The sequence below is a fragment of the Rhodococcus sp. NPDC003383 genome, assembly GCF_053589115.1.
The window spans coordinates 1-22,753 of the sequence record NZ_JBSFRG010000016.1 but is presented as its reverse complement, the minus strand read 5'-3'; the positions used below and the strand labels follow the sequence as shown (position 1 = coordinate 22,753).

Below are 22,753 nucleotides of genomic sequence, written 5' to 3'. Positions count from 1 at the left end.
GGGCGGTCGCGTCGGCCACCCCCTGCCTTTCCGAGCGAATGTATCGTTCGCTCGGTTGAAGGAGACGAGCGATACATTCGCTCCGAGGCTCGGCGGCGAGTGGTCATCGTGCGGTCACCTCCACGACGGTATCGGCGGCGGCCAGCAGGGTGGGCCGGTGCGCGACGACGACGACGGTCGCGCCGCGGTCCGCGCGTTCGCGCAGTGCGGCCAGGACGGTCGCCTCGGTCGCGGTGTCGAGGTGTGCGGTCGGTTCGTCGAGCAGCAGCACCGGACGCGGGGACGCGAGGGTGCGGGTCAACGCGAGACGTTGCCGCTGGCCGAGGGACAGACCGGTTCCGCCGGCTCCGACCCGGGTGTCCCATCCGTCCGGGAGTTCGTCCAGCACCTCGTCGAATCCTGTTGCAGCACAGACATCTACAAGACCGGGCGAGGTGGCGTCGACGCCGGTGAGCGCGAGATTGTCGGCGAGGGTCCCGGGCAGCAGGACCGGCCGCTGCGGCAGCCAGGCGACCTGCGACCACCAGGCGTCGGTGCCGCGCACTTCGTCGCCGCCGACCAGGACGCGGCCGGACGAGGGTTCGGCGAGGCCGAGGATCGCGAGCAGCGCGGTGCTCTTGCCGGCACCGTTGGCTCCGGTGAGCACGGTGATCGTGCCGGGGCGGCACACCGCGTCGAGGTCGTGCGGGGCGTAGCCGTCGCGACCCGCAACGGACACGCCGTCGAGCACGAGGTCGCGACCGCGGGCGTCGAGTGCGCGTCCTCCCGCGGGCGTGACGGCAGCCGGGGACGCGGTGTCGAGGATCGCGAAAGCCCTTTCCGCCGCGGCCATTCCGTCCTCGGCGGCATGGAACTTGGCGCCGACGGTACGCAGAGGCAGATACGCCTCGGGCGCGAGAATCAACGCGACGATCCCGGCCTCGAGCGGCATCCCGCCGACGACGAGACGCAACCCGATACCGACGGCGACGAGCGCCACCGACAGGGTCGCGAGGAATTCGAGCACCGAACCGGACAGGAACGCGACCCGCAGCGCCGACATGGTGGCGCGGCGGTGGTCGTCCCCGAGTTCGCGGACGCGGCCGGCGGGTCCCTTCTCGCGACCGAGCGCGCGCAGGGTCGGCAGGCCCGCGAGCAGGTCGAGCAACTGTGCGGACAGGGTGGTCATCGTGCGCAGGGTGCGGTCGGCGCGACCCTTGGTGAGCAGGCCGATGAGGATCATGAACACCGGGATGAGCGGCAGGGTCACGGCGACGACGATCGCGGAGGTGAGGTCCTGGGTCGCGATGGCGACGAGCACGATCGGGGTGGACACGACCGCGAGCAGCAGCGCCGGCACGTAGCCGGTGAGGTATTCGGTCAGGCCGCCGAGTCCGCGGGTGAGCACCGTGGCGATCTCGTCGCGGCGCGGATCCAGGTCGCGGGGCGGCGTCGCCGCGGCCGCGGCGAGTACCTCGTGTTCGAGTTCGGCGACGACCCGGCTCGCGGAACGGTGCGCGTAACGGCTGCGCACCCAGGTGGTGACGGCACGCACCGCGATCGCCGCGGCCAGCACGATCAGATCGGTGCGCCAGTCCCCCAGGGCGCGAGCGTCGGTGGTGATGACCCCGGCGAGGACCCGGCCGATCATCAACGCGGACACCACGATTGCCGCGACGTCGATCAGCGCGGCGACGACCGACAGGACGAGATATCCGCGGACGGACGCCGAATAGCGCCACAGTCGCGGATCGATCGGGCGACGACGCCCCCGCGCACCGCCGGATTCCGCGGAATCGGGACGGTGCGCGGGGGTGACGTCGGGGGTGGTCACGACCGGCCCGCTCCGATCGGCAGGCCGATCGACTTCGGGATGTGATGGGTCGAGATGCGCTGGCGGAAGACCCAGTACGTCCAGCCCTGGTAGATCAGGACGACCGGGGTGACGAGGACGGCTGCCCACGTCATGATCTTCAGCGTGTACGGGCTCGACGACGCGTTCTCGATCGTCAGCGACCACGCCTCGTTCAGCGTCGACGGCATGACGTTCGGGAACAGCGAGCCGAAGAGCAGCACGATCGTGCCCGCGATCGCGACGGTCGTGAACACGAACGCCCAGCCTTCCCGCTCGACGCGGGTGAGTGCGACGACGGCGAGCAACGCGGCCGCGGCGATCGCCACGAGGATCCACGTCCAGGTCTTGCCGTAGGCCAGTTGCGTCCACAGCACGAACGCGCCGGCCACGACGACCGTCGGAATCGACAGGCGGTGCGCGAGTTTCACCGCGTCACCGCGGACCTCGTCACCGGTCTTGAGTGCGAGGAACACCGCGCCGTGCAAGGCGAACACGAGTGCCGTGGTGACACCACCGAGCAGCGCGTACGGGTTCAGCAGCGCGAAGAACCCGCCGACGTACTGCTTGTCCTCGTCGATCGCGACGCCGCGGACGATGTTGGCGAACGCCACACCCCACAGGACGGCCGGCACCCAGGATCCGACGATGATGCCGAGGTCCCAGCGGCGACGCCAGGTCGGGTCGTCGATCTTGCCGCGGTACTCGATCGCGCAGACCCGCACGATGAGCGCGAGCAGGATCAGCAGCAGCGGCAGGTAGAACCCGGAGAACAACGTCGCGTACCACTCGGGGAACGCCGCGAAGAGCGCACCCCCGGCGGTGAGCAGCCACACCTCGTTGCCGTCCCACACCGGCCCGATCGTGTTGAGCAGCACGCGCCGCCGGGTGTCGGCGACCTCGTCCCCGCCCCGTCCGAGGACGGGCATGAGCATGCCGACGCCGAAGTCGAAGCCTTCGAGCACGAAGTATCCGGTGAACAGCACCGCGATGAGGACGAACCAGAGCTCTTGAAGTCCCATGATCGTGCTCTCCTAGTACGCGAAGGACAGTTGCTTGGGCCGGCCGTCGTCGGGTTCGTCGTGCTCGCCCGGCGGGTGCGCGTCGTGCGGCAGGGGCCCTTCGATCGTGTAGCGGCGGATCAGCCAGAACCACACCACGCCCAGGGCGGCGTACACGAGGGTGAACGCAACCAGCGACGTGATGACGGTGGCACCGGCATTGTCGGAGACGCCCTGGTCGACGGTGAGCCGGATCATGTCCACACCGGTCGGGTTGGGGTGCACGACCCAGGGCTGGCGTCCCATCTCGGTGAAGATCCAGCCTGCGCTGTTGGCCAGGAACGGGGTCGGGATCGCGAGGACGCTGAGCCACCCGAACCACTTCTGGTCGGGGACACGGCCGCCGCGCGTGACCCACAGTCCCGCCAGCGCCAGGGCCAGCGAGCCCGCACCGAGCCCGATCATGGCGCGGAACGACCAGTACGTCACGAACAGGTTGGGCCGGTAGTTGCCGGGACCGAACTGATCCTCGTACTGCTCCTGCAGATCCTGCACACCCTGCAGTTCGACGCCGGAGAAGTCGCCCTCGGCGAGGTAGGACAGGACGAACGGAACCTCGATGAGGTGGGTGACGCCGTCGCAGTCGTTGTGCGTGCCGATGGTCAGAACAGAGAAGTTCGGGTCGACCTCGGTGTGGCACAACGATTCCGCGGAGGCCATCTTCATCGGCTGCTGCTCGAACATCAGCTTGGCCTGGACGTCGCCGGTGAGGATCACGGCGACGCCGGAGATCATCATCACGAGCATGCCGAGCCGCGCGGCCGGACGGAAGATGCCCCGCGCGTCGCCCTCGAGCCGGTCCGCCTCGACGGCGTCGTCGGAGTCCTTGGCGCGCCTCATGTTCCGGACCATCCACCAACCGGCGATGCCCGCGACGAAGGTGCCCGCGGTGAGGAAGGCGCCGGCGACGGCGTGCGGGAACGCGGCCAGGGCCGTGTTGTTGGTCAGGAGCGTCCAGATGCTGGTGAGTTCGGCGCGCCCGGTCTCCGGGTTGTAGATCGCGCCGACGGGGTGCTGCATGAACGAGTTCGCGGAGATGATGAAGAACGCCGACGCGTTCACGCCGATCGCGACCAGCCAGATCGTCGCGAGGTGAAGCAGTTTCGGCAGCCGGGTCCACCCGAAGATCCACAGGCCGAGGAACGTGGACTCGAGGAAGAACGCGACAAGGCCTTCGAGGGCCAGCGGCGCACCGAAGACGTCACCGACGAACCGGGAGTACTCGCTCCAGTTCATGCCGAACTGGAACTCCTGGACGATGCCGGTGGCGACACCGAGTGCGAAGTTGATGAGGAACAGCTTGCCGAAGAACTTGGTCAGCCGATACCAGTGGTCCTTCTTCGTGACCACCCACATCGTCTGCATGATCGCGATCATCGGCGCGAGGCCGATGGTCAGCGGGACGAGGATGAAGTGATAGACGGTGGTGATGCCGAACTGCCACCGGGACAGGTCCAACACATCCATGGCAACTCCGTGGTGACGCCCAGGAACAATCGCCGAATCCGGGCTGTGGGCAGACACACCCGAATTCAGTGCACAACGTATCGGCCCCGCGACGCGCGCGAGGACGATCCGGTGTTACTACGAACTGTAGTAGCTATTTGCCTCGGATACGGACACGGTGTCCACAAACACAGTCGTCCCGAATGAGGCCCCCGGCTCACCCGGAGCCTGCCGCCCGCGGTCTCTAGTCGATCGTGTCGACCGCCAGATCGACCAGTTCCTCGACCTCGCGGTCCAGAGTCCGCCGCTCGAGAGGATGCCCGTCGAGGGTGTGGACACGCGCCGCGAGCGCCACACTCGACACCAGCCACACCCCGTCGGCGACGATGAGGTCGGCCGGGCGCAGGGTTTCGTACCGGACGGAGAAATCGCGTTGTTCCGCGACCTCGAACAGCGCCTGCTGCGTGGTTCCCGGCAGGATCCCCTGCGCCGGGGGCGGGGTCAGCAACGTCCGGCCGCGGGCGATCACGACGGTCGAACGCGGACCCTCGAGCACGCATCCCTCGCTGCTGACGAAGATTACGTCGTCCACGCCCAGGGACTCGGCGTGCCGCAGCGCCGCCATGTTCGTCGCATACGACAGCGTCTTCGCGCCGAGGAGCTGCCACGGTGCCCGCGACGCCAGATCCACCGAGAATCCCCGTTCGAGGGACACCACCGACACGCCGTCGCGCCGCGCCGCCTCGATCCGCTCCGCGACCGGGGTGACCAGCAGGAAGGCGGTCGGACCACCGCCGGTCTCGCGGCCCCGGGTGTACACCAGCCGCAGCGCGCCCTCACGGTCCTTGCCCCACTGTTCGACGGCCAGGTCGATCGCCGGCCGCCAGTCGTCGCGATCCGGTTCGGGCAGGCCCGCCGCCTCGGCGGACGCCGCCAGCCGGGCCAGGTGCCGATCGACGGTCCGTGCCCGCCCCTCCCGCACCAGCAATGTCTCGAAGACGCCGTCCCCCCGCAGCACACCGAAATCGTCGGCATGGAGCAGCGGCGCATCCGCGTCCCGCACCTCGCCGTCCAGCGTCACCAGCACCCGATCAGCCATGGCGCCCACCCTATCCATTGGCGGTCCACGACCTTGTTCCCCATAGACTGGTGTCGTGGCCGAGTTTCCGATCGTGACCGAAAGCCCACTGCTCGCGCTCCCCGACGCCGTCGCCGCCCCCGTAGGCACACCCGATGCCGGACTTCCCTGGCACCACGGCGATCCCCTCGGTGAACAGCGCGCCGCGACGCTCGGAGCGGCGGTGATCGACCGGTCGACGCGGTTCGTCATCGCGATCTCCGGCGAGGAACGGCTCTCGTGGCTGCACACGATCTCGAGCCAGCACGTCGCAGCGCTGCCCGACGGCACCTCCGCCGAGAACCTGAGCCTGGACGCCAACGGGCGCATCGAACACCACTTCGTGCAGACCGATCTGGACGGTGTCACGTGGATCGACACCGAACCCGGGCGCGGACCCGATCTGCTGGCGTTCCTCACCAAGATGGTCTTCTGGGCCAAGGCCGAACCCCGCGACGGGAACGAGCTGGCGGTGCTGAGCCTGCTCGGACCGGAGTCCGGCGACCCGCGCATCCTCGCCGCGCTGGGTCTCGAGGCGCTGCCGGCCCGGCCGTACGACGCGGTCGCGCTGCCCGGCGGCGGGTTCGTGCGGCGCATGCCGTGGCCGACCGGCCATTCGTACGACCTGCTGGTGCCCCGGGAGAAGCTCACCGAGGTGTTCGGGGCGCTCACCGCAGCCGGCGCCCGCGCCGCCGGCACGTGGGCGTTCGAGGCGCTGCGTGTCGAGGCCGTGCGCCCGCGCATCGGACTCGACACCGACGAGCGCACCATCCCGCACGAGGCCCGCTGGATCGGCGGGCCCGACCGCTTCGGTGCCGTGCATCTCGACAAGGGGTGCTATCGGGGCCAGGAGACGGTGGCGCGGGTCGAGAATCTCGGCAAGCCGCCTCGGCACCTGGTGCTGCTGCACCTCGACGGTTCCGCCGACGGACGGCCCGAGCCCGGCGATCCGGTGACCGCCGACGGCCGGACCGTGGGCCGTCTGGGCACCGTCGTCGACCACCACGAACTCGGCCCGATCGCGCTCGCATTGATCAAGCGCACCGTTCCCGCCGGAACCGCGTTGGTCGCCGGACCCTGCGCCGCGGCGATCGACGCGGACTCCGTTCCGGACGACACCGGTGTCCAGGCGGGCCGCCTGGCCGTCGAACGGCTGCGCGGCCGGTGACCGCCGCAGACATCCGGCTCGGCCGGGTGGACGCGGTGTGTGTGGTGCATGCGATCCGGGACAGCGGTAGCCGCCGGGTTCCCGTCACGGCCATCGACAAGCGTCCTGTGTCCGATCCGGTGCACGTCGGCCCGCACGGCCTCACCGGCGACCGTCAGTGCGACACCGAGCACCACGGCGGCCGTTACAAGGCCGTGTACGTCTACGGCGAGGACGAGGCGCAGCGCTGGGTGTCCGAACTCGGCCGGGACCTGCCCGCGGGCTGGTTCGGTGAGAACCTGCGGCTGAGCGGCATCCCGACGACCGACGCGGTGATCGGCGAACGGTGGGCGGTCGGCACCGGTGGTCTGGTGCTCGAGGTGACCGAGCCGCGCACCCCCTGCGGAACCTTCGGAAGGTGGGCGGCCGAACCGCGCTGGGTCAAACGCTTCACCGAGCGCGGCGACACCGGCGCCTACCTGAAGGTCGTCGCCGAGGGCCCGGTCGCTGCGGGCGACCCGATCGAAGTGCTGTCCGTTCCCGCACACGGCGTCACCGTCCGGGATATGTTCACCGGACGCGACCCGGATCGGCTCGCGGTGCTGCTCGAACAGCAGCAGGATCTGTCGCCGACCCTCGTCGAGAAGGTCCGCCGGCGGCTCGCCGTACGACAGGTGCAGGGGGCGATGTGAGCGTCGAACTGGTGGAGGTCGTGCGGTCCGGGTTCCGCGAGTGCGTGCACCGCGGGTCCCTGATCGTCCTGGACCCGCGCGGCGAGGTGCTGATCTCGCTGGGCGAGGTGCACACGCCGATCTATCCGCGGTCGTCGAACAAGCCGCTGCAGGCCACGGCACTGCTGCGAAACGGTTTCGTCCCGCGCACCACGGCCGAGCTGGCCATCGCGACCGCGTCGCACGAAGGCGAGTCCGAGCACGTCGAGCTCGTCGAGGACCTGCTCGACGAGTACGGCTTCGACGAGACCGACCTGCAGTGCCCGGCGGACCTGCCAGGCAACGAACTGGCCCGCGCCGAGGTCCTCGCGTCCGGGCGGCCGCCGCGGACGGTGTACATGAACTGCTCCGGCAAGCACGCCGCGATGCTCGCCGCGTGCGCCGCGAGCGACTGGGATCCGCGCACCTACCTCGACCCGGCCCATCCGCTGCAGCAGGCCGTCGTCGACACCGTCCTGGACCTGGCCGGCGACTTCGAGGACGCCGAACTCGGCATCGACGGCTGCGGCCTGCCCATCGTTCCCCTGCCGTTGTTCAACCTCGCGAGCGCGTACTCGCGGCTCGTCACCGCGGCCCCGGACACTCCCGAGCGGGCGGTCGCCGACGCGCTGCGCGCCCACCCGTTCCTGATCTCCGGAACCGGCAAGGACGACGTCCGCCTGATGACCGCGGTGCCGGGCCTGATGTGCAAGGCAGGGGCCGACGGTATCCACGCCGGCGCGCTGCCGGACGGCACCGCGTTCGCGTTCAAGATCGACGACGGTCACGAACGCGCCCGGCTGCCGTTGACCGCGGCGCTGCTGCACCGTCTCGGTGTCGACTTGTCGGAGGAACTCGCGACGCTCGCCTCGCAGCCGGTGCTCGGTGGAGGCAAGCGTGTGGGCACCGTTCGCGCGATTCCGGGGGTGTTCTGACCTCCGATCGCCAGACGAACCCCCGACGAACCGCGCTGTCGCCGCAGGTCGTGCCCAGGTGAGACGCATCGGACACGGCCCTGGAGGGGTGTGTGGAGGCGGAACGAACTTTTCCACGCTAGAGTGGAGCGCAGGAAAATACTCACATCACCGGGGCCGCCAAATTCCCCAGGCCGCCCCGTCAAAGCGCGAGGGGGTTAGCCATGGGCCGCGGCCGGGCTAAGGCAAAGCAGACCAAGGTTGCACGGCAACTCAAGTACAGCTCGCCGTCCACCGACTTCGAGAGCCTCCAGCGAGAGTTGTCTGGTGGTGAACCCATCTCGCACCGGGACGAAGTCTTCGCTGAACAACGCTCCGGTTGGGACGACGACTCGGACGACGACTGGCGTCGCTGACCCAGAGTAATCCCACGCACGGATCGGGGAGCCGGCAACACCGGCTCCCCTTACTGGCGCACGACGCACCCGCGCACGGTGCGTCGTCCGGGTTCCGCACCCGTCGGCGCGGATGCTCCCCGGTACCGGGATCTCAGCCACGCACCTGAGCACAAAGCACTGCGCCCGGGCCATCCAGGTGGCCCGGGCGCAGTGCTGTGCTTGGAAGCCGATCCGGCTAGGGCGTGTCTCCTAATCCTTCTCGGATGCACCTGGCGAAACAATCGTCGTCCTGCAAGGCGGAGGAGAAGCCGATACCGGGGTTGTATCGGCGCCGACGACAACGCAGCAGGGCGGCGATTGGGCGACGGGTGCGCCGAAATGGGGATTGGGAGACATGCCCTAGAACCGCGGGTGGTCGCCGAGCAGCACGGCCCGCACGTCGTCCTGGTCCTGCGCCTTGCGGACGGTACCGAGGGTCCAGCAGTCGATATGCCGGGCGGTGAGCACGGCCAGGGCCCGGTCGACGTCCTCCGGCGCGACGATCGCGACCATGCCGACGCCCATGTTGAACGTCTTCTCCATCTCGGCGCGCTCGACGCGACCGCGCTGGGCGATCATCCCGAACACCGGCGCCGGGCTCCACGTCGTGCGGTCCAGCTCGGCGACGAGGCCCTTCGGCATGACGCGCGCGAGGTTCGCGGCGAGGCCACCACCGGTGACGTGGCAGAACGTGCGGACCTCGGTCTCGGCGGCGAGCGCCAGGCAGTCCTTGGCGTAGATGCGGGTCGGCTCGAGCAGTTCCTCGCCGAGCGTGCGGCTGAACTCGTCGACGTGCGCCGTCAGGCTCATCTTGCCGATCTCGAGCAGCACCTTGCGGGCGAGCGAGTAGCCGTTCGAATGCAGACCCGAGGAGCCCATGGCGATGACCACGTCGCCCGGACGGACCCGGTCGGGGCCGAGCAGCTTGTCGGCCTCGACGACACCGACACCGGTCGCGGACAGGTCGTAGTCGCCGTCCGCCATCACACCGGGATGCTCGGCCGTCTCGCCGCCGAGCAGCGCGCAACCGGCCTGGATGCAGCCCTCGGCGATACCGCCGACGATCTCCGCGACCCGCTCCGGAACGACCCGGCCGACGGCGATGTAGTCCTGGAGGAACAGCGGCTCCGCGCCGCACACGACCAGGTCGTCGACGACCATCGCGACGAGGTCGAGACCGACGGTGTCGTGCTTGTCGAGCGCCTGCGCGACCGCGAGCTTCGTGCCGACCCCGTCGGTGGACGACGCCAGCAGGGGCTCCTTGTAGTCACCCTTGAGCGCGAACAGGCCCGCGAATCCACCGAGGCCGCCGAGCACCTCCGGTCGGGTCGCCTTCTTCGCGAGCGGCGCGAACAGTTCGACGGCTCGGTCGCCTGCCTCGATGTCCACGCCCGCCGCTGCGTAGGAAGCTCCGGGGGTTGTGTCCTCGGTCATGGGTTGTCGGCTCCAGCCTCGAGTTGTGGTGAACAGGTGTGCCGGCACCGTCGTTCGGACGCGCGTGTGCACGCCGAAAGCAGCCGGCCGCGCACCTACGGTACCGGACCGGCCGGGACCGTCGGTGCGCGAGGAGAGAAAAGTCCGGACCTCAGGGACGGCTCAACGCGTCCGCGTTGTCGTTGTCGAGGACCGTAGGGGTATCCGATTCGATGTCGACGACGCCCTCGAGGACGTCCTTGCCGACGGCGTGCTCCTTCGGCAGCGCGATCGGGTAGCGACCGTCGAAGCAGGCCGCGCACAACCGTGAGGCGGGCTGCTCGGTCGCGCCGATCATGCCGTCGATGGAGATGTAGCCGAGCGAGTCGGCGCCGATCGAGCGGCGCACCATCTCGACCATCTCGTCGAAGTCGTGTTCGGAGACGTGCGCGGCGTCGTCGCGGGTGCCGCTGCCGTTGGCGATCAGCTCTGCCGGGGAGGCGAAGTCGATGCCGTAGAAGCAGGGCCACTTGACCGGCGGGGACGCGATCCGCACGTGGATCTCCAGAGCCCCTGCCTCGCGCAGCATCCGGATCAGGGCGCGCTGGGTGTTGCCGCGCACGATCGAGTCGTCGACGACGACGAGCCGCTTGCCGCGGATCACCTCGCGCAACGGGTTGAGCTTGAGCCGGATACCGAGCTGACGGATCGTCTGGCTGGGCTGGATGAAGGTGCGGCCCACGTAGGCGTTCTTCATCAGGCCCTGCCCGTAGGGCACGCCCGAACCCTGCGCGTAGCCGACCGCGGCGGGTGTCCCGGACTCGGGCACCGGGATCACCAGATCCGCGTCGACCGGGTGTTCCTTCGCGAGACGACGGCCGATCTCGACGCGCGTCGCGTGCACCGACCGGCCGGCGATCGTGGAGTCGGGACGGGCGAGGTAGACGTACTCGAAGACGCAGCCCTTGGGCTCGGGGTTCGCGAACCGCGACGACCGCACGCCGTCGGCGTCGATCGCGAGCAGCTCACCGGGCTCGATGTCGCGGACGAATGAAGCGCCGACGATGTCGAGGGCCGCGGTCTCGCTCGCGACGACCCAGCCGCGGTCGAGGCGGCCCAGACACAGCGGGCGGATGCCCCACGGGTCGCGCGCCGCGTACAGGGTGTGCTCGTCCATGAAGGTCAGGCAGAACGCGCCGCGCAGCTTCGGGAAGAGCTTCATCGCGGCCTGCTCGAGGGTGCCTTCGGCGACGGTATGGGCGAGGAGCGCACCGACGATGTCGGAGTCGGAGGTCGCGGCACCGGGCCGGGCGGGGTCGATGATGCCCAGTTCACGGGCCCGCTGGGCGAGTTCCGCGGTGTTGACGAGGTTGCCGTTGTGGCCGAGCGCGACACCGGTGCCGGCGGCGGTCGTCCGGAAGATCGGCTGGGCGTTCTCCCAGGTCGTCGACCCGGTCGTCGAGTAGCGGCAGTGGCCGACGGCGATGTGGCCGGGCATCGCGGCGAGCGTCTGCTCGTCGAACACCTGGCTCACCAGTCCGAGATCCTTGAAGACGAGCACCTGCGAGCCGTCCGCGACGGCGATGCCGGCCGCTTCCTGACCGCGGTGCTGCAGCGCGTAGAGGCCGTAGTACGTGAGCTTCGCCACGTCCTCGCCGGGAGCCCAGACTCCGAAGACGCCGCACTCCTCGCGAGGCTCGTTTTCGGGTTCGTCGGAGGCGAGAAGATTGCGAGTGTGGACCGACAGATCGGCACTGGTCACCGGGGTGCTCCCTGGGGCTGGACAAGGGCGGGGCATACCCATTCTACGAGCAGGTTCCGGTAACCCCTATCCGGGACTCGTCACACGACCCGCATCAGCGGCAGCCAGTGCGCGATCTCCGCGGCCCGGCTCCCGGACGCATCGAGCTTCCCGGACGCGACCGCGTCGTCGTATCCGAGCAGACCGGTCGCGAGCAGCAGCCAGGTGCGAGGCTCGGTTTCGACGACGTTCGGCGGCGTGCCGCGGGTGTGCCGCAGCCCCTCGATGCACTGCACCGCGACGAACGGCGGTACCCGTACCTCCACGCTGGCTCCCGGCGCCACCTGCTCGAGGGTGCGCGCGCTGAGCCGGACCGCCGCGGCGAGATCCGCCCGCGCCGGCCGGTCGTCGCTTTCGCCGCGCAGCCACGGCGCGACCCGGAGCAGGGCGTCTCTGAGTTCGGCGGGGTCGACGGGTTTGCGGGGTGCCACGGGTAGGCAGCCTAGGACACGCGCAGGCGGCGCCGGGTCCCCATCAGACGTGCCGCGGCCGCTCCCCCGGTGTTGATCGCCAGGTGCGCGAGGGCGGGCGCGAGGACGCTGCCGCTGCGTCGGCGCAACCAGTCGAAACCGAGCGCGGCCAGGCCGGTCACCGCGACCGTCCCGGCGACGCTGTCCCCCGCGATCCTCGCCGGTCGCACGTGCCACAACCCGAACGCGGTGGCGTGCACCGCGGGGCTCACCAGCGGGGTCAGCACCCCGCGGAACAGCAGTTCCTCCGCGAGCACGGTCCCCACCGGGATGTGCAACGTGATCCAGGTCCAGAAGTCGTCGCGGCCGGCTCCGGCCGAGTCCGCGATCCGGTCGCGCACTGCGGGCACGGTCAGGGCGAGCGCGTAGCCACCGAGGACCGCCGCCGCGACCGCACCGCCCCAGCGCAATCCGGACGGGACGCGGGCGGGGTCGAGCCCCAGCTCGGTGCGGTTCATGCCCGACGCGCGGGCGGCGACCACCGCGCACACCCCCACCCCTGCCGACGCCCACGTCCGCCCGTGCGCGCCGAGCGGTGCCGACGGCAGGGTCGCGCTCCACACGACCGCTCCCGCCGCGACAGCCGGTCCCACGAGGCCGAAGCGGGTCACTTCTCCGGCCCCTGGGTGCCGGCGAGCGCCTCGAGCGCGAACCGCACCCGTTCGGTGTCGGTGGAGGTCCAGCCCTCCGGCTGGGTCACCGCGACCCATCCGTCGAGCACCTCGGTGCCGTAGTTGTGGCCGTGCCCGTCGGGTACGCCGGCCGCGTTCGTCAGATCCGCCGAAACCTGCCAGAACGTGACGATCGGGAACCAGCGCATCTGCGGCAGCCGGTCCGGCCCGGGGGGTTCGGACAGCCAGTCGGGCCGTGTGAACAGCAGGTCGGTCGACCACCACACCACCGGGTCGGACGCGTGCTGGATGTACAGCACGCGCGGGTTCAACCACGGGCTGGGCGGGTTGTCGAGGTCTTCCGCGTCGTCGGTGAACCGCACGACCATGCCGTCGGCGTACACCGGCTGCACCTCGGGCGTGCCGGGGTCGCGGCGATCGACGAGCTGATGCCACAGCCGGTTGGCGTTGGGCGGCCCCACCCACAGCACCCCGTCCACGGTCTCGCGGATGTCGGCGAGGGTGTCGAAAGCCCCCTCCCCCGACTGGGTTCCGAGGCTCTCCCCGTAGACGTACAGCTCGGGTCGCCGGTCGGGCGGCTGGGCGAGCCAGCGTTCGTGGACACGGTCGACGAGGATCCGGCCCGCTTCGGCGGCCTTGTCCCGGTCGGCGAGGAACGAGATCCAGCTGGGCAGGAACGAGTACTGCCACGCGACCATCGCGAGATCGCCGTTGTGGACCAATTCCATGGCCTGCGCGGCGGTGGGGTTCACCCAGCCCGTACCGGTCGTCGGGATGATCACCAGCACCTTGCGGTCGAAGGCTCCGGTGCGTTCGAGTTCGTCGATCACCAGGTCCGCGCGTTTCTCGACGGTGTCGGCGGTGCCGAGCCCGACGTACACGCGGATGGGTTCCTTCGCGGGGGTGCCGTTGACGGCTTCGAGTTCGCCGGCGTGGAGTCCGCGGGAGACGAAGTTGCGCCCCTCGAAACCGAGGGTGTCCCACGGGGCCAGCGATTCGGGACTGCCGGACTTCTCCGGGTTCATCGGCTGGACGGCACCGGGCCGGGTCTCGGCGTCCTGGATGCTGAACGCGGAGTTGACGATCGCGTACGCCCCCCGGATCAGGACGCCGTCGATGAGCATGGCCGTCACCAGCACGACCACGAGCACGCCGAGGGTGCGCGCGAGACCGGCCGGAAGGTGACGCCGGATCAGTTGCCACGCAATCCATCTGCCGATGTCGCGCAGACCGCGCCAGAGGGCCACGAGCAGGCCGGAGACCGCGAGCGCCAGCGCCAGGGTGCGCAGGTAGCCGCTGGTCGTCGTGCCCTCCGCGCCCATCAGCGCCGCGAGCTGACGCTGCTGGACCGCCGAGAACACCAACGCCATCAGAGACGCGACGATCGCGGCGACCGGCACCGCGACCTTGATCGCCCGCAGCACGGGGATCGGCGGCGGCCACCAACGCGCCCACGACAACACGAACCGGTAGACGGCCCAGCCCACCGCACATCCGACGCCGTAGCCGATCGCCGCATTGATACCGCCGATGAGACCCTGGAACAACCAGTCGCGCGGCAGCAGCGACGGCGACAGCGACCAGCAGAAGAACAACGCCGCGAAGGCGATACCGGTGAAATCCAGGCTCAGCCACCCCCACACCCGCGCGGTGAGGGGGTGACGGTCACCGAAATCGGTGACCGCGGCGATGACCCGGCCCTGGCGAGCCTCGATCAACGCCAACCGATCGACCTGGGTACTGGCCATGGCTACCCGAACAAAGCGGGAAGAGTGCCCTCGTAGACCTCTCGCAGCTCGGCCAGGGTCACCGCGAACCGACCCTGCACCTCCACGGAATCCGAACCCTCGTCGACGACACCGATCCGCACCCACGGCAGGTCGCGCGCCGAGCACATCCCCGTGAAGCGGGACTCCTCGGTGCGCGGCACCGCGACCAGCACCCGGCCGGCGGATTCGGAGAACAGCGTGACGAACGGGTCCGCGTCCTCGGGAAGCAGGATCCGGCAACCGGTCTCACCGGCGAGCGCCGCTTCGACGACCGCCTGGGCGAGGCCGCCCTCGGACAGGTCGTGGGCCGCCGAGATCAGGCCGTCGCGCGAACCGGCGACGAGGATCTCCGCGATGAGCCGCTCGCGCTCGAGGTCCACCTTCGGGGGCACACCACCGAGGTGGTTGTGCTCGACCTGCGCCCAGATCGATCCGTCGAACTCGTCGCGGGTCTCGCCGAGCAGGATGAGCGTCTCGCCGGGCTCGAGGCCCAGGCCGGTCGGGATACGACGATGCACGTCGTCGATGACGCCGAGCACCGCGACGACCGGGGTCGGCAGGATCGCGGTCGAGCCGGTCTGGTTGTAGAAGCTGACGTTGCCGCCGGTCACCGGGATGCCGAGCTGGGCGCATCCGTCGGCGAGGCCGCGCACCGCCTGCTGGAACTGCCACATCACGGCCGGATCCTCCGGCGAACCGAAGTTGAGGCAGTTGGACACGGCCTTGGGGGTCGCGCCCGTGGTGGCGACGTTGCGGTACGCCTCGGCGAGCGCGAGCTGCGCGCCCGCGTACGGGTCGAGCTGGGTGTAGCGGCCCGACGCGTCGGTCGCCAGGGCGATACCGCGGCCGGTCTCCTCGTCGATGCGGACCACACCGGCGTCGGCGTTCTCCGCCAGCACGGTGTTGCCGCGCACGTAGCGGTCGTACTGCTCGGTGATCCACTTGCGGCTGCACAGCGCCGGCGACGCGAGCATCTTCAGCAGCGTGGCCTTCAGTTCGTCGGCCGTCTCCGGGCGCTTCAGGCCGGCGGTGGTGTCGGCGATCAGCGCGTCCTGCGAGTCCGGACGCTGCACGGGACGCTCGTAGACCGGGCCCTCGTGTGCGACGGTGCGCGGCGGCACGTCCACGACGGTCTCGCCGTGCCAGGTGATAACCAGGCGGTCGCCGTCGGTGACCTCACCGATGTCGGTCGCCAGCACGTCCCACTTCTTGCAGACCGCCATGAACGCCTCGACGTTCTCGGGCGCGACGACCGCGCACATGCGTTCCTGCGACTCGGAGGACAGCACCTCGGCGGGGGTCATGCCCTTCGCACGGGTCGGGACCCGGTCGAGGTGGATGCGCATGCCGCCGTCACCGGCGGCGGCGAGCTCGGAGGTCGCGCAGGACAGGCCGGCGCCGCCGAGGTCCTGAATGCCGACGACCAGCTTCTCGCGGTACAGGTCGAGGCAGCACTCGATGAGCACCTTCTCGGTGAACGGGTCGCCGACCTGCACGCTCGGCAGCTTCTTCGGGCGGCCGCCGGCACTGTCGTCGAACGTCTCGGACGCGAGGACGGAGACGCCGCCGATGCCGTCGAGGCCGGTGCGGGCACCGAACAGGATGATGCGGTTGCCGGTGCCGGACGCGAACGCCAGGTGCAGGTCCTCGACGCGCATCGCGCCCGCGCACAGCGCGTTGACCAGGGGGTTGCCCTGGTAGGAGGCGTCGAACACGGTCTCGCCGCCGACGTTGGGCAGGCCGAGGGAGTTGCCGTAGCCGCCGACACCGCGCACCACGCCGTCGACGACGCGGCGGGTGTCGGGATGGTCCGCGGCACCGAAACGCAACTGGTCCATGACCGCGATCGGGCGCGCACCCATCGCCATGATGTCGCGGACGATGCCGCCGACACCGGTGGCCGCGCCCTGGTAGGGCTCGATGTACGAGGGGTGGTTGTGCGACTCGACCTTGAAGGTCACCGCCCAGCCGTCGCCGATGTCGACGACACCGGCGTTCTCGCCGATGCCGGCCAGCATCGAGGAACGCATCTCGTCGGTGGTGGTCTCCCCGAAGTAGCGCAGGTGGACCTTCGACGACTTGTAGGAGCAGTGCTCGGACCACATCACGGAGTACATCGCCAGTTCGGCGTCCGTGGGACGGCGGCCCAGGATCTCCTTGATGCGGGCGTACTCGTCGTCCTTCAGACCCAGCTCGGCGTACGGCTGAGCAAGATCGGAAGTCTCGGCGGCGTGGGTGACGGTATCCACCTGCGGTGACACTGGGCGTCGGGTCCCTTCACTCTGGGATCGAAACGGCAGGCCGGGCGCGCACTGCCGCGGCCAGTCTATCGGGGGGGACCGTCATCGGGTGCCACCGGTGCGTCGGCGGACACGCCGCGGGCGTTCGCCCGCGTGAGGGTGAGCGCTTCCAGGTCCACGGTCACGTCACGACCGGCCACGGGCAGCGTCATCGTTCCCGCCTGTTCGCCGTCGAATCGGTACCACCCGTTTTCGAGGGTGAACGCCGCGAGCACGGCCGGTTCGGTGAGATCGACGATCCAGTACTGCGGAATCCCGCTCTCCGCGTATTCGGAGAACTTCGTGACCCGGTCGGTCCGCCCGCTTCCGGCGGTCGTCACCTCGACCACGAGCCGCACATCGGCGGCGGTCGCACGGTCCGGATCGGCCTCGACGAGGGCCCGGTCGACGACGATCACGTCGGGGCAGCGGACCGTCGGCGGCTCGCCGGGGAGCAGCACCTCGACGTCGCCGAGGACGCACAGCTCGTCGGGGAGTTGCTCGGCGAGCGCGTCGACCAGTGCGAACGTGACGTGCTGGTGCAGGTATCCGGGGTGCGGGGTCACGACGAGGACCCCTTCGCAGAGCTCGAGCCGGTAGCGCTCGTACTCGGGCAGGGCCGCCCACTCGTCGACCGTCAGCAGATGGTCGGGGAACGACGGACCGCTCATCATCGATCACCACCGTTCGTCCTCGGCGGGAAGGTGCACTCAGTCTCGCATCGCGGACGGCTCCACGTGGGCCTTAGGCGGGGTCGATCCGGTCGGACGGCACCAATCGGACGCAGCAGAAACCCGGCGCGGGATCCAGGCACGCGCGCAGGGTGCGGTCGCCCAGGCCGTCGAGCAGTGCCGTGAGCAGGTCGAGGTTCATACCGCACACCAGGTCGGTGTGCCCGTCGACCAGCGCATGGAACGGGCAGTTTCCGAGGCGGATGGCGTCCCCGTCGTCGAGCGGTTCGAATCCGTGGTCCGCGAGGACCTCGGTCGTCCGCTCGCCGGCGGCGTCCTCCCCGATCCGCCGGCCCAGTTCGGTCGCGCGCCGCGACAGGATCGCGCGCGGCGATTCGCCGGTGCGGTCGGACTCGTCGACGGCGTCCGCCAGCAACCGGCCCGCCAGTTCGTATCGCCGCGCGGGCAGAGTCACGTCGATCTGTCGCGCGGCCCGGCGATACAGCTTCGCGGGGCGTCCGGCTCCCGGCCCGGCGCGCCCGCTCCGGCGGGCGAACTCGACCTCGAGCAACCCCTCTTCGACGAGCCGGTCGAGATGGAAGGCGGCGGTCGTGCGGGCGATACCCAGGGCGGCGGCGACCTCGTCGCGTCCCACCGGTTCGCGACGGCTCACGACGTAGTCGTAGAGCCGGCTCCGGGCGGGTTCGCCGAGTGCCGCGAGGGCGGCGATCCCCGATTGCTGCGCGCGGTCCATCCCTCGATTGTAAAACCGATTTTCGTTGACTAAATGTCGCCGCCGATTCTAAAATCAGTGCAGATAGTTTTTAGAACTCGGACAGAGGGAGACCCGTCATGTCCACCACCTCATCCCCCACCGCGATCACCGCGCGCGCAGACCTCCACGACCCCGGCTATCAGGCGTTTCTGGCACTGCGCACGGTCTTCACCGTCGCCCCGATCCTGTTCGGGCTCGACAAGTTCACCAACCTGCTGACCGACTGGCCCGGCTACCTGGCCACGTGGATCGACGACATCCTCCCCGGCACCGCGCAGCAGGCCATGTACCTCGTCGGTGTCATCGAGATCGCAGCCGGCATCCTCGTCGCCGTCGCACCCCGGATCGGAGCCTGGGTCGTCGCCGCATGGCTCGCCGGGATCATCGTCAACCTGCTGACCTACTCCGGCTACTACGACATCGCGCTGCGCGATTTCGGTCTGCTCGTCGGAGCCGTGGCACTCGCACGACTCGCGGTCGCGTACCACCGCCGGACGTGAGCCCGATCCGGCCGGACCGGATCGGTCAGGCCGCCGGCGTCAGGAAGGCGGCCAGAGCGTCCGCGTAGGAGCCGACATCGGCGGCGCCCATCAGCTCGCGGGCCGAGTGCATCGCGAGCTGCGGGGCGCCCACGTCGACCGTGGTCAGCCCGGTGCGCGACGCGGTGATCGGCCCGATCGTCGAACCGCACGGCAGGTCGGCGCGGTGCACGTAGCGTTGCAGCGGCACCCCGGCCTGGTCGCAGGCCAGGGCGAACGCCGCGGCGCCGGCCGCATCCGTCGCGTACCGCAGGTTCTGGTTGACCTTGAGCACCGGTCCGCCGTTCACCTCGATCCGGTGCGACGGCTCGTGCCGCTCCGCATAGTTCGGGTGCGTCGCGTGCGCCATGTCCCCGGAGGCGACGATCGACCCGGCCAGGGTGCGCAGGAACTCCTCGCGACCACCGCCGCGCGCGAGCACGATCCGCTCGAGCACCGAGTTCAACAGGTCGGAGAACGCCCCGCGGTCCGACATGCTGCCGACCTCCTCGTGGTCGAACAGCACGAGCATCGGGGACGGGCCCGGGTTCCGGACGACGTGCTCGGCCGCGGCGAGCAGCGCGTGCACGCCCGCGTAGCAGGTGCCCTGGTTGTCCAGGCGCGGTGCGCTGACCAGATCGCCGTCCACCCCGACCAGCGAACTCGGCGCCAGGTCGTGGGTCATGAGTTCCCAGCCGAGCACCGCGTCCGCGGCCACCCCGGCCCGGTCGGCGAGATAGCCGATGAACGACCGCGGTTCGGTACCCACGCCCCACACGGCGTTCACGTGGCGTTGCGGGTCGAGCTGCACGCCCTTGCGGTCTTCCGACAGGTGGATCGCGAGCTGCGGAACCCGCAGGATCGGGTCGTCGACGTGCACGAGCACGTCCGAGGCGGTCCCGCCGTTGCGCACCGTCAGGCGGCCGGAGACACCGAGGTCGCGGTCCAGCCACGAGTTCAGCCACGCCCCGCCGTACGGTTCGAGGCCGACGGTCCGCCAGCCGGCCGACACCAGGTCCGGATGCTGCTTGACCCGAAGGTTGGGGCTGTCGGTGTGCCCGCCGACGATCCGGAACGGCCGGGTCGTGCCGGACGCGTCCGTCGCGCCCTCCCCCTCGGTGGTCCACGCGATGAGCGAGCCACCGCGGATCACGTAGTACCGCCCGGGCTCGGTCGGCCAGGGCTGCGTCTCGGCCAGTTCGTCGAAGTCGGCGTCGGCGAGCATGGCCGCGACGGTCGCGCACACGTGGAACGGTGACGGTGACAGGTCGACGAAATTGCACAGCCCCTGGGCGTCGGCGCGTGTGAGAGAAGACATTCCTGCATCCTCGCACCACCGCGAGGAATCCACACCAGGTGAAGCTGCCGCTTCCGGTGCTGCGTTGTGGCGCCTGGGACCGCCACAACGCAACACCGGCAAATATTCAGTGACCGGAGGCGACGCAGAAGTGATTGCCGTCCGGGTCGGTCAGCGTCACCCAGCGGAACGCGCCCATGTCCTCGCGATGCACCTCGGTCGCACCGGCGGCCACGAGCCGCGCGACCTCGTCGTCGAGGTTCTCGGTGCCGAGGTCGAGGTGGACGCGGTTCTTGCCCGGCGTGGGGTCGGCGACCTTCTGGAAGCCGAGCCGCTGCGGCGAGTCCGGCAGGGCGACGATGTAGAAGAATCCACCGTTGTCCTGGTCGATGCGCCCGCCCGTCTGCTCGGCCCACCAGGTGGCGAGCGGTCCGGGATCGGTGCTGTCGAATGTGATCATGCCGATGCTGAGTGCCATGCAGTGAAGCTAACGCTTCCCGTGTGCCTTTGTGGCGCCTGGGACCGCCACAAGGAAACACCACAAAGATGCGTATTCCTACTCAGGAAACTGGTGGGTGAAGCGGGCAGAATGATCATCGATACCGCGCCTTGGGGGAGGATTCCGGTATCGATCCGGGACCCGATCGGGGGGTCGGCTCCCGGACACTCGGGACGAGGGGCTTTGCCGCTGATCGGGACAGCGACGGAGCCCCTCGTCCTTGTCTCGGGATCTCTAGTTCTGCCGAGCGTTCTGCCGAGCGGGCGGGTTGACGAACCAGAGGTTCTCCTCGACCAGGTGCTCGCTCTTCCAGCCGTCGGCGGTGCGCACGACGCGATGGTGGTAGTTGCCGCCGCAGAACGACAGCGCGTCCATTCCGGGCAGTTGCATGGGGTTGTAGAACATCGCGGTCACGTCGGCCCGGTCGCCGTCGAGGCTGATCTGGATGTTGCTGATGAAGTGCTGCGTCATGGGCACCGCGTCGAGCGCGCGGGACAGGATCGCGACGACCTCGTCGCGCGACCCCGGCGGATACCCGACGGAGCTGTAGTCGAGGTGCGCGTCGTCGGTGAAGACCGAGGCGAGCGCCTCCCAGTCCTTCGTGTCGACGGACCGCGCGTAGCGGTAGAGCAGCTCTTTGATCTCGAGCTTGTCGTGAACGGCCTGCACATCCATCAGGCGAGAATAAGACATTCGATACAGGAGAGGAACATTTCCGCGGAGACATTTCGGCCCCGGAACGAGCGATGGGTGCCTCCCTGTCGTCGAGCAACAGGGAGGCACCCATCACCGTGGCGCCGGGGTCGGTCAGGCGGAGACGACCGCGTCCAGAACGCTGTAGAACATGCCGAGGCCGTCGTCGCTGGGGCCGGTGAGCGGCTCGGTGGCGTGCTCGGGGTGCGGCATCAGGCCGACGACGCGACCGTTCGCCGACGCGATGCCGGCGATTCCGCGCTGCGAGCCGTTCGGGTTGTCGCCGGCGTACCGGAACACGACGCGACCCTCGCCCTCGAGTTCGTCGAGCACTTCCTGCGACGCCTGGTAGCGGCCTTCCCCGGACTTGAGGGGAACGAGGATCTCGGCCCCGGCCTCGTAGCGGGAGGTCCATGCGGTCGAGTTCGACTCGACCTTGAGCCACTGGTCGCGGCAGATGAAGTGCAGGCCCTCGTTGCGGGTGAGTGCGCCGGGCAGCAGGCCCGCCTCGCACAGCACCTGGAAGCCGTTGCAGATACCCAGCACCGGCATGCCGCCCTTGGCCGCCTCGACGACCTTGCCCATCACGGGCGCGAAGCGCGCGATCGCGCCGCAACGCAGGTAGTCGCCGTAGGAGAAGCCGCCGGGCACGATGACCGCGTCGACACCCTTGAGGTCGGCGTCGCCGTGCCACAGGCTCACGGCCTCACCGCCGGCGAGCTTGACCGCGCGGGCCGCGTCGACGTCGTCGAGCGTGCCCGGGAAGGTGATGACTCCGATGCGGCTCATGCTTCACCGTCGATCCGGCGCACCGTCCAGTCCTCGATCACGGTGTTGGCGAGCAGACCCTCCGCGATCTTCTCGAGCTCGGCGTCGTCGACGCTGCCGTCGATCTCGAGCTCGAAGCGCTTCCCCTGGCGGACATCGGATACGCCCGGGAAGCCCAGCCGCGACAGCGCCCCGACAATGGCCTGGCCCTGGGGGTCGAGAATCTCGGCCTTGGGCATGACTTCGACGACGACACGAGCCACGTGCTGCTCCTCGGTAGTAGTGCTGGCGCCCGGGGACGGACACCGGACGAACAGCAGTTTACCGGGAGGGCCTCGAACACCGGGCACCGGTCGACGCACTTCACAGATATACCCCCAGGGGGTATAAAGGAGGAGTGTCCACACAAAAGGAGGAATCTCAATGAAGTTGTCAAGCCGCCGCGACGGTAGACGCGGGCTGGTAGACCGCCTCGTCGCGGAGCATCGCCCACAACACGTTCACA

The 22,753-nt window shown here is 69.7% G+C and carries 22 protein-coding genes; 5 read left to right on the top strand and 17 right to left on the bottom strand.

What is annotated here, in order from left to right; all coding sequences use genetic code 11:
* Positions 1-103: 103 nt before the first annotated feature.
* From cydD to ACWDTS_RS15465, 4 genes are all read right to left on the bottom strand, one after another.
* On the bottom strand, positions 104-1,813 hold the full coding sequence (gene cydD / locus ACWDTS_RS15480; RefSeq protein WP_450118544.1) for a thiol reductant ABC exporter subunit CydD: 1,710 nt from the start codon (positions 1,811-1,813) through the stop codon (positions 104-106).
* Positions 1,810-2,853: a cytochrome d ubiquinol oxidase subunit II gene (gene cydB, locus ACWDTS_RS15475; RefSeq protein ID WP_197253249.1), complete on the bottom strand. Its 1,044-nt coding sequence runs from the start codon at positions 2,851-2,853 to the stop codon at positions 1,810-1,812. Before cydB ends, cydD begins: the two co-directional genes overlap by 4 nt.
* Positions 2,854-2,865: 12 nt before the next feature.
* Positions 2,866-4,359 carry a cytochrome ubiquinol oxidase subunit I gene (locus ACWDTS_RS15470; protein WP_197253251.1) on the bottom strand — a complete coding sequence of 498 codons (1,494 nt, stop codon included), beginning with the start codon at positions 4,357-4,359 and terminating at the stop codon, positions 2,866-2,868.
* A gap of 223 nt (positions 4,360-4,582) precedes the next feature.
* The gene (locus ACWDTS_RS15465; protein WP_450118543.1) at positions 4,583-5,437 is read right to left on the bottom strand and encodes an aminodeoxychorismate lyase; all 855 of its coding nucleotides are present in this window, start codon (positions 5,435-5,437) and stop codon (positions 4,583-4,585) included.
* 55 nt (positions 5,438-5,492) lie between these two features.
* On the opposite strand from ACWDTS_RS15465, the gene ygfZ reads away from it, so the two are divergent.
* The 4 genes from ygfZ (at position 5,493) to ACWDTS_RS15445 (ending at position 8,642) form a co-directional block, all read left to right on the top strand.
* On the top strand, positions 5,493-6,623 hold the full coding sequence (ygfZ, locus tag ACWDTS_RS15460) for a CAF17-like 4Fe-4S cluster assembly/insertion protein YgfZ (RefSeq protein ID WP_450118542.1): 1,131 nt from the start codon (positions 5,493-5,495) through the stop codon (positions 6,621-6,623).
* Entirely contained in the window at positions 6,620-7,294 is a 675-nt protein-coding gene (locus ACWDTS_RS15455) for an MOSC domain-containing protein (protein WP_197253360.1), read from the top strand. The genes ygfZ and ACWDTS_RS15455 overlap by 4 nt, the downstream gene beginning before the upstream one ends.
* Positions 7,291-8,247, top strand: a complete 957-nt coding sequence (locus tag ACWDTS_RS15450; protein WP_197253362.1) for an asparaginase — start codon at positions 7,291-7,293, stop codon at positions 8,245-8,247. The genes ACWDTS_RS15455 and ACWDTS_RS15450 overlap by 4 nt, the downstream gene beginning before the upstream one ends.
* Before the next feature lie 203 nt (positions 8,248-8,450).
* Positions 8,451-8,642, top strand: a complete 192-nt coding sequence (locus ACWDTS_RS15445) for a DUF3073 domain-containing protein (protein WP_197253364.1) — start codon at positions 8,451-8,453, stop codon at positions 8,640-8,642.
* Positions 8,643-9,023: 381 nt separating this feature from the next.
* On the opposite strand, the gene purM is transcribed toward ACWDTS_RS15445, so the two are convergent.
* The 8 genes from purM to ACWDTS_RS15405 all read right to left on the bottom strand — a co-directional run bounded on the left by purM (position 9,024) and on the right by ACWDTS_RS15405 (position 18,452).
* Positions 9,024-10,097: a phosphoribosylformylglycinamidine cyclo-ligase gene (purM, locus tag ACWDTS_RS15440; protein WP_197253366.1), complete on the bottom strand. Its 1,074-nt coding sequence runs from the start codon at positions 10,095-10,097 to the stop codon at positions 9,024-9,026.
* A 151-nt stretch (positions 10,098-10,248) separates the two neighbouring features.
* A complete protein-coding gene (purF, locus tag ACWDTS_RS15435; protein WP_450118541.1) occupies positions 10,249-11,838 on the bottom strand; it encodes an amidophosphoribosyltransferase in 1,590 nt (529 codons plus the stop codon).
* Between the two features lie 80 nt (positions 11,839-11,918).
* A complete protein-coding gene (locus ACWDTS_RS15430; protein WP_197253370.1) occupies positions 11,919-12,308 on the bottom strand; it encodes a sterol carrier family protein in 390 nt (129 codons plus the stop codon).
* An 11-nt stretch (positions 12,309-12,319) separates the two neighbouring features.
* Positions 12,320-12,958, bottom strand: coding sequence for a CPBP family intramembrane glutamic endopeptidase (locus ACWDTS_RS15425; RefSeq protein ID WP_450118540.1), 639 nt, complete (start codon positions 12,956-12,958; stop codon positions 12,320-12,322).
* Positions 12,955-14,727 (bottom strand): alpha/beta hydrolase, encoded by a 1,773-nt coding sequence (locus ACWDTS_RS15420; RefSeq protein WP_450118539.1) that lies wholly within the window; start codon positions 14,725-14,727, stop codon positions 12,955-12,957. Before ACWDTS_RS15420 ends, ACWDTS_RS15425 begins: the two co-directional genes overlap by 4 nt.
* A gap of 2 nt (positions 14,728-14,729) precedes the next feature.
* Positions 14,730-17,009: a phosphoribosylformylglycinamidine synthase subunit PurL gene (gene purL / locus ACWDTS_RS15415; protein WP_248673584.1), complete on the bottom strand. Its 2,280-nt coding sequence runs from the start codon at positions 17,007-17,009 to the stop codon at positions 14,730-14,732.
* 65 nt (positions 17,010-17,074) lie between these two features.
* Complete coding sequence (locus ACWDTS_RS15410) at positions 17,075-17,698, bottom strand: Uma2 family endonuclease (protein WP_450118538.1); 624 nt, start codon at positions 17,696-17,698, stop codon at positions 17,075-17,077.
* A 73-nt stretch (positions 17,699-17,771) separates the two neighbouring features.
* Positions 17,772-18,452 carry a helix-turn-helix transcriptional regulator gene (locus ACWDTS_RS15405; RefSeq protein ID WP_450110374.1) on the bottom strand — a complete coding sequence of 227 codons (681 nt, stop codon included), beginning with the start codon at positions 18,450-18,452 and terminating at the stop codon, positions 17,772-17,774.
* Between the two features lie 98 nt (positions 18,453-18,550).
* On the opposite strand from ACWDTS_RS15405, the gene ACWDTS_RS15400 reads away from it, so the two are divergent.
* Complete coding sequence (locus tag ACWDTS_RS15400) at positions 18,551-18,973, top strand: Rv2617c family stress response/phage resistance protein (RefSeq protein WP_420753145.1); 423 nt, start codon at positions 18,551-18,553, stop codon at positions 18,971-18,973.
* A 25-nt stretch (positions 18,974-18,998) separates the two neighbouring features.
* On the opposite strand, the gene ACWDTS_RS15395 is transcribed toward ACWDTS_RS15400, so the two are convergent.
* From ACWDTS_RS15395 to purS, 5 genes are all read right to left on the bottom strand, one after another.
* Complete coding sequence (locus ACWDTS_RS15395; RefSeq protein ID WP_450118537.1) at positions 18,999-20,309, bottom strand: M18 family aminopeptidase; 1,311 nt, start codon at positions 20,307-20,309, stop codon at positions 18,999-19,001.
* A gap of 106 nt (positions 20,310-20,415) precedes the next feature.
* The gene (locus ACWDTS_RS15390; protein WP_197253384.1) at positions 20,416-20,766 is read right to left on the bottom strand and encodes a VOC family protein; all 351 of its coding nucleotides are present in this window, start codon (positions 20,764-20,766) and stop codon (positions 20,416-20,418) included.
* Between the two features lie 255 nt (positions 20,767-21,021).
* Positions 21,022-21,462 carry a nuclear transport factor 2 family protein gene (locus tag ACWDTS_RS15385; RefSeq protein ID WP_450111769.1) on the bottom strand — a complete coding sequence of 147 codons (441 nt, stop codon included), beginning with the start codon at positions 21,460-21,462 and terminating at the stop codon, positions 21,022-21,024.
* A gap of 132 nt (positions 21,463-21,594) precedes the next feature.
* Positions 21,595-22,269: a phosphoribosylformylglycinamidine synthase subunit PurQ gene (gene purQ, locus ACWDTS_RS15380; protein WP_197253387.1), complete on the bottom strand. Its 675-nt coding sequence runs from the start codon at positions 22,267-22,269 to the stop codon at positions 21,595-21,597.
* Positions 22,266-22,511, bottom strand: a complete 246-nt coding sequence (purS, locus tag ACWDTS_RS15375; RefSeq protein WP_072809682.1) for a phosphoribosylformylglycinamidine synthase subunit PurS — start codon at positions 22,509-22,511, stop codon at positions 22,266-22,268. The genes purQ and purS overlap by 4 nt, the downstream gene beginning before the upstream one ends.
* Between the last annotated feature and the right edge of the window lie 242 nt (positions 22,512-22,753).

What these genes read in the sequence shown, in the direction of transcription:
- cydB (WP_197253249.1), bottom strand. Translation starts at nt 2,853, where the DNA reads ATGGGACTTCAAGAGCTCTGGTTCGTCCTCATCGCGGTGCTGTTCACC.
- ACWDTS_RS15470 (WP_197253251.1), bottom strand. Translation starts at nt 4,359, where the DNA reads ATGGATGTGTTGGACCTGTCCCGGTGGCAGTTCGGCATCACCACCGTC.
- ACWDTS_RS15465 (WP_450118543.1), bottom strand. Translation starts at nt 5,437, where the DNA reads ATGGCTGATCGGGTGCTGGTGACGCTGGACGGCGAGGTGCGGGACGCG.
- ACWDTS_RS15445 (WP_197253364.1), top strand. Translation starts at nt 8,451, where the DNA reads ATGGGCCGCGGCCGGGCTAAGGCAAAGCAGACCAAGGTTGCACGGCAA.
- purM (WP_197253366.1), bottom strand. Translation starts at nt 10,097, where the DNA reads ATGACCGAGGACACAACCCCCGGAGCTTCCTACGCAGCGGCGGGCGTG.
- ACWDTS_RS15420 (WP_450118539.1), bottom strand. Translation starts at nt 14,727, where the DNA reads ATGGCCAGTACCCAGGTCGATCGGTTGGCGTTGATCGAGGCTCGCCAG.
- ACWDTS_RS15410 (WP_450118538.1), bottom strand. Translation starts at nt 17,698, where the DNA reads ATGAGCGGTCCGTCGTTCCCCGACCATCTGCTGACGGTCGACGAGTGG.
- ACWDTS_RS15405 (WP_450110374.1), bottom strand. Translation starts at nt 18,452, where the DNA reads ATGGACCGCGCGCAGCAATCGGGGATCGCCGCCCTCGCGGCACTCGGC.
- ACWDTS_RS15400 (WP_420753145.1), top strand. Translation starts at nt 18,551, where the DNA reads ATGTCCACCACCTCATCCCCCACCGCGATCACCGCGCGCGCAGACCTC.
- ACWDTS_RS15395 (WP_450118537.1), bottom strand. Translation starts at nt 20,309, where the DNA reads ATGTCTTCTCTCACACGCGCCGACGCCCAGGGGCTGTGCAATTTCGTC.
- ACWDTS_RS15390 (WP_197253384.1), bottom strand. Translation starts at nt 20,766, where the DNA reads ATGGCACTCAGCATCGGCATGATCACATTCGACAGCACCGATCCCGGA.
- ACWDTS_RS15385 (WP_450111769.1), bottom strand. Translation starts at nt 21,462, where the DNA reads ATGGATGTGCAGGCCGTTCACGACAAGCTCGAGATCAAAGAGCTGCTC.
- purQ (WP_197253387.1), bottom strand. Translation starts at nt 22,269, where the DNA reads ATGAGCCGCATCGGAGTCATCACCTTCCCGGGCACGCTCGACGACGTC.